Origin of the sequence: Clavibacter lycopersici, from assembly GCF_003576405.1 — a bacterium.
GTDB lineage: Bacteria > Actinomycetota > Actinomycetes > Actinomycetales > Microbacteriaceae > Clavibacter > Clavibacter lycopersici.
The window spans coordinates 1-5,481 of sequence record NZ_QWGT01000191.1 but is presented as its reverse complement, the minus strand read 5'-3'; the positions used below and the strand labels follow the sequence as shown (position 1 = coordinate 5,481).

Here is a 5,481-nt window from a genome sequence, read left to right as displayed (position 1 = left end):
CGACGGCCTCCGGCGCCCGCGCACGGCTCCCCCGCTGCACCGCGGCACCGCGGCACCGCGCTACCGCCCGACGGCGGCCGCCCGCTCCTCCACAAGGAGGACGGCGAGATCCGGGTGGTCGGCGAAGACGCCGTCGACGCCCGCGTCCAGCAGCCGACCCCAGTGCGCACGGTGGTCACCGTGCGCCGACTTCGGGCCGGGCCCGCGGAGGGGCCGGGGCAGGAACGCGTTCTCGGGCCGCAGCGTCCACGTGAAGACGGAGAGGCCCGCGCGGTGGGCGCGCTCGACCAGGTCGGTGACGGGCGCCGACGCCGGTGCCGCCGCGGATCCCTGCTCGCCGGCAGACGCGGTGAACCCCGCGGCGGGGCAGATCCGCTCCACCCCGACGCTGATGCCGTCGACGTCCGCCGCGAGCGCGGCCAGCCCGGCGTCGGTCAGCTGCTCGTCGAACGTGACGGCGGAGTCGCCGTGTCGCGCGACCTCGTCCACCGCGGCGCCGCGGCCCTCGAGGAGATAGACCAGCCGGGCCGCGACGCCGTGCGCCCGGACGCGCAGCAGCACGTCCCTCTCGAAGGACTCGATCGTGAGGCGCGACGCGTCGTCCGCCCAGCCGTGCTCCCGGAGGTCCCGGGCGAGCAGCTCGTCGAGCGGCATGCCGAGCGCGGCGAAGTGCGTGGCGTGCTTGATCTCCGCGACCATGCCGAGCGGGCGGCCGTGGCGCGTCGACTCCTGGTCGATGATCCGCAGCAGGTCGGGCAGGGAGAGCACGGTCTCCTCGTCGTCGTGGGCCGCGCTGTCCGGGCGGGCCGCGGGGATCCGCTCCCGGCAGCGCAGCGTGCGGATCTCGGTCCACGTCATGTCCTCGGTGAACCAGCCGGTGCGCTCGACGCCGTCGACGACGCGCGTGGTCCGGCGGTCGGCGAACTCGGGCCGGTCGGCCACGTCGGTCGTGCCGGACAGCTCGTTCTCGTGCCGGATGACGAGCACCCCGTCGGACGAGGCCACGAGGTCGGGTTCGACGGCGTCCGCCCCCTGCGCGAAGCCGAGCCGCACGGCAGCGGCGGAGTGCTCGGGCCGGTAGCCGCTGGCTCCGCGGTGGGCGATGACGAGGGGGCGGGGGCGAGGGGCGTGATCCACGCGGGGGACGCTACATGCGCCGGGTGGACGGCGAGCGCGTACTCATCCGAGGAAATACACGGCCGGCACGAGTGGTCTCCCAGCCTGGCCAGCTAAATTGGTCGTCAATCACGTTCAACCACCATTGAGAGTAGAAGGACCATGGCCAACCCCACGTTCTCCAACAACCCGGTCTTCAACGGCCGGGGTGCGACGCCCACGAGGGATGTGACCCCGGAGAGCCTCGACGAGCTCTACAACCGCCCGTCGGCGACGCCGGTCGAGACCGACCGCATGACCTTCGAGGACACGACCGTCAAGACGGTCAGCCTGCTCGCGATCGTCATCGTCCTCGGCGCCGTCGCGTGGCTCTCGGGCCCGCTCGCCCTCCCCCTCGCGATGCTCGGCGCCATCGGCGGCCTCGTGCTCGGGCTCGTCAACTCCTTCAAGAAGGAGCCGTCCGTCCCGCTCATCGTCGCGTACGCGGCGTTCGAGGGGCTGCTCGTCGGAGGCCTGTCCTACTTCATCGACTCCCAGTACCCGGGTGTCGCCACGCAGGCGGTCCTCGGCACGGCGGCGGTGTTCGTCACCGTCCTGCTGCTGTTCCGCAGCGGCAAGATCCGCGCCTCCGCCAAGGCGACCAAGATCTTCCTCATCGCGATGGTCGGCTACGCGCTGTTCTCCGTCGCCAACTTCTTCATGATGATCTTCGGCGCCACGGACAACCCCTGGGGGATGCGCGGCTACGAGATCTTCGGCATCCCGCTCGGCTTCTTCATGGGCATCCTCGCGGTGTTCCTCGCCTCGTACTCGCTCGTGATGGACTTCGACTTCATCCAGCGCGGCGTCCGCGCCGGCGCCCCGCGCAAGTACGGATGGACCGCGGCCTTCGGCCTCATCGTCACCATCGTGTGGCTGTACGTCGAGCTGCTCCGCCTCTTCGCGATCCTGCGCGGCAACAACTAGCACCGCAGCCGGTCCGCGGCACAGCACCGCGGACCGGCAGCACGACGAAGGCCGCTCCCCACGGGGAGCGGCCTTCGTCGTGTCAGCGCCGGGGCGCCAGCGGGAGGATCACTCCCACTCGATGGTCCCCGGCGGCTTCGACGTGACGTCGAGCACGACGCGGTTCACCCCGTCGACCTCGTTCGTGATGCGGTTCGAGATGCGCGCGAGCACGTCGTACGGGAGGCGGGTCCAGTCGGCGGTCATCGCGTCCTCGCTGGAGACGGGGCGCAGCACGATGGGGTGGCCGTAGGTGCGGCCGTCGCCCTGCACGCCCACCGAGCGGACGTCGGCGAGCAGCACGACGGGGCACTGCCAGATCTCGCCGTCGAGGCCCGCGGCGGTGAGCTCGGCGCGCGCGATGGCGTCGGCCTTGCGCAGCAGCTCGAGGCGCTCGGCCGTGACCTCGCCCACGATGCGGATCCCGAGGCCGGGGCCGGGGAACGGCTGGCGCCCCACGATGACCTCGGGCAGGCCGAGCTCGCGGCCGATGGCGCGCACCTCGTCCTTGAACAGCGTGCGCAGCGGCTCGACGAGCTCGAACTTGAGGTCCTCGGGGAGGCCGCCGACGTTGTGGTGGCTCTTGATGTTCGCGGTGCCCGTACCGCCGCCCGACTCCACCACGTCCGGGTAGAGCGTTCCCTGCACGAGGAAGCGGATGGCCTCGCCGTCGGCCTTCGCCTCGAGCACGAGCGCCTCGGCGGCGTTCTCGAAGCTGCGGATGAACTCGCGGCCGATGATCTTGCGCTTGGCCTCGGGATCCGTGACGCCCGCGAGGCCGTCGAGGAACTGGTCGGCCGCGTCGACCGTGACGAGGCGGACGCCCGTGGCGGCCACGTAGTCCTCCTCGACCTGGCGGCGCTCGTCCTGGCGGAGGAGGCCGTGGTCGACGAAGACGCACGTGAGCTGGTCGCCGACCGCGCGGTGCACGATCGCGGCGGCCACGGCGGAGTCGACCCCGCCGGAGAGGCCGCAGATGACGCGGGCGTCGCCGACCTGGGCGCGGATCCGCTCGACCTGCTCGGCGATGACGTTGCCGCTGTTCCAGTCGCCCGGGATGCCGGCGGCGCGGTGCAGGAAGTTCTCGAGCACGGCCTGGCCGTGCGCGGAGTGCTTGACCTCGGGGTGCCACTGCACGCCGTAGAGGCGGCGCTCGTCGCTCGCGAACGCGGCGACGGGCGTGGACGCGCTCGACGCGAGGACCTCGAAGCCCTCTGGCGCCTTCGACACGGAGTCGCCGTGGCTCATCCAGACGGTCTGGTCGTCGGGCTGGCCGTCGAGCAGGGTGCTGCCGGGCGTGAGGGTGACCGCGGTGGATCCGTACTCGCGCGCCCCCGTGTGCGCGACCTCGCCGCCGAGCGCGCGGGCCATGACCTGGAAGCCGTAGCAGATGCCGAGCACGGGGACGCCGAGGTCGAGGATCCCCTCGTCGAGGCCGGGCGAGCCCTCCTCGTAGACGCTCGACGGGCCGCCGCTCAGGACGATGCCGGACGGGTCCTTCGCGCGGATCTCCTCGGCCGTGATCGTGGACGGCACGATCTCCGAGTAGACGTTGGCCTCGCGCACGCGGCGGGCGATCAGCTGCGCGTACTGGGCGCCGAAGTCGACGACGAGGACGGGGCGCTGGTTCGTGGGATTGTCGACGCTCAAGTGGTGGCCTCCGTGGTGGTGGTCGGGTCGGTGGGGCGGGGATCCGCGTCGCGACGGTCCTCGGCGGCGGACGCCTTGCGGCGCGGCGCCTCGAGCTCCGCGATCGTCTCCCGCACCCGGCGGGCGATGCGCGCCTCCACGATGAAGGAGAGGAACGGCACGACGCCGCCGGCGGCGATGAGGATGAAGCGGGTGAACGACCAGCGCATCTTCTGCCAGAGCAGGAAGTCGCTGATGAGGTAGACCACGTAGATGTTGCCGTGGACGATCTGGATCAGGAGGCTCAGGTTCGTGCCCGTGAGCGTGTCCGCCGGCGAGAGCGCGAGGAAGCCGGACGGGCCGTTCAGCTCGAGCTCGTAGCCGGCGCCCGCGAGGTACTGCAGGGATCCGTCGACGAACTGGAAGCCGGGCAGGTACTTGATGCCCATCTCCACGACGAGGAGGAGGAGGAACGCGCCGGTGATGAACGCCATGACGCGGTAGAAGCCGAGGACCCTCCGGATCTGCGGGACGTCGGAGCGCTTGAGTCCGTAGGCCATGCGTGGATCCTACCGGTCGGCGTCTGCGCGGATCCCGGGCCGGGGAGCGCCTCCGGCGTCGTCGAGGCCGCCGTCGGGGAGCGGATCCTCGTCGCCCTCATCGTCATCGTCCTCGCGGTAGCCGGGCTGCTCGCGGGTCCACGTGTCGCGGACGGTGCGGTACCAGATCACGATCGCGAAGATCGCGAAGACCGCCCACTCGGCCGCGTAGAAGATGTTGAGCCAGTTGAGCTGCACGGCCTCGCTCGGGGGCGGCGAGTCGATGGCCGTGAGGCCCGCGACGGGCTCGGACGCGACGATGAAGCCGTTGTAGACGGCGCCCACGTCGCCCGGCCAGAGGTTGACGAGCGCCGCGGTGCTGAGCCGCGTCATGCGCTCGGGGTCCTGGCCCTCGCCTGCGGGCTCGGGCTGCTCGCTCGGCAGGAACCGGCCGACGATCTCCCGGGCTCCCTCGGGGGCTCCGTCACCCGCGTTCAGCGACGCCGCGACGCCCGCGGCCTCCTCGTCGGTCGGGGCCCAGCCGAGCGCGACCGGGACGCTGTCGGGCAGCGCGTCGGGCGAGGGGTCCGCGGGCACCCCGGCATCCGTGATCGAGAGGTGGCCGACGACCCAGGCGCCGGTGCGGCCGGCGTTGAGGCGGTCGGAGACGACGACGTAGTCGCCGGGGACGAGCGAGCCCTGGACGGTGACCATGTGCCCGGCCGACCGGTCGGTGACGTAGCCCTGCGGCTCGACCAGCGTGCCGAGCGGCAGCGCCGTCTCGGTGTCGCGCTCGATGACGACGCCCGACTCGACAGCGCGCGCCAGCTGCCACTGGCCGAGCGCGGCGAAGCCCGCGGCGATGACGAGCGCGAGCGCGAGCAGCGCGACCGAGCGGGGGCGGCGCGCGACCTGTCCGATCGTGGGGCCGGGGGCGTCGGGTCCGCCCGGGCCGGTTCCCGCGGTCTCGGCGGCGGGACGCGCGGCGGCGTCGGTGCGGGGGTCGGGTGCGTGCGTCATCAGTAGTCGGGTTCCCGTTCGCGGGTGGGCGGTGTCCAGGTGTCGTGGTCGGACTGCTGGCCGGCCTGCTCGGCACGGCGGCGGTCGGGGGCGGGACGCGCGGATCCCGCGTCGCCCGCGTCGGGGGCGGCGTCTCCGGCAGCGTCCGGGTCGTGCACGCCCTCGGCCTCGG

General features: G+C 72.6%; 5 protein-coding genes. 1 reads left to right on the top strand and 4 read right to left on the bottom strand.

Translation table 11 applies throughout. The annotated features are described in order from the left end of the window. Window positions 1-60: 60 nt before the first annotated feature. Entirely contained in the window at window positions 61-1,137 is a 1,077-nt protein-coding gene (locus DZG00_RS11735; protein WP_119382626.1) for a glycerophosphodiester phosphodiesterase family protein, read from the bottom strand. A gap of 141 nt (window positions 1,138-1,278) precedes the next feature. On the opposite strand from DZG00_RS11735, the gene DZG00_RS11730 reads away from it, so the two are divergent. Beyond that, window positions 1,279-2,082 carry a Bax inhibitor-1/YccA family protein gene (locus tag DZG00_RS11730; RefSeq protein ID WP_119382625.1) on the top strand — a complete coding sequence of 268 codons (804 nt, stop codon included), beginning with the start codon at window positions 1,279-1,281 and terminating at the stop codon, window positions 2,080-2,082. Between the two features lie 108 nt (window positions 2,083-2,190). Here the strand turns inward: DZG00_RS11730 and guaA are convergent, their stop codons facing one another. Genes guaA through DZG00_RS11715 form a run of 3 tightly spaced genes read right to left on the bottom strand, consistent with a single transcriptional unit; the run spans window position 2,191 to window position 5,309 of the window. Beyond that, window positions 2,191-3,771: a glutamine-hydrolyzing GMP synthase gene (gene guaA / locus DZG00_RS11725; protein ID WP_119382624.1), complete on the bottom strand. Its 1,581-nt coding sequence runs from the start codon at window positions 3,769-3,771 to the stop codon at window positions 2,191-2,193. After that, window positions 3,768-4,310: a DUF3817 domain-containing protein gene (locus DZG00_RS11720; protein WP_119382623.1), complete on the bottom strand. Its 543-nt coding sequence runs from the start codon at window positions 4,308-4,310 to the stop codon at window positions 3,768-3,770. The genes guaA and DZG00_RS11720 overlap by 4 nt, the downstream gene beginning before the upstream one ends. Before the next feature lie 9 nt (window positions 4,311-4,319). Next, entirely contained in the window at window positions 4,320-5,309 is a 990-nt protein-coding gene (locus DZG00_RS11715; protein WP_119383270.1) for an SURF1 family cytochrome oxidase biogenesis protein, read from the bottom strand. Window positions 5,310-5,481: the final 172 nt, after the last annotated feature.

What these genes read in the sequence shown, in the direction of transcription:
- DZG00_RS11730 (WP_119382625.1), top strand. Translation starts at nt 1,279, where the DNA reads ATGGCCAACCCCACGTTCTCCAACAACCCGGTCTTCAACGGCCGGGGT.
- DZG00_RS11720 (WP_119382623.1), bottom strand. Translation starts at nt 4,310, where the DNA reads ATGGCCTACGGACTCAAGCGCTCCGACGTCCCGCAGATCCGGAGGGTC.
- DZG00_RS11715 (WP_119383270.1), bottom strand. Translation starts at nt 5,309, where the DNA reads ATGACGCACGCACCCGACCCCCGCACCGACGCCGCCGCGCGTCCCGCC.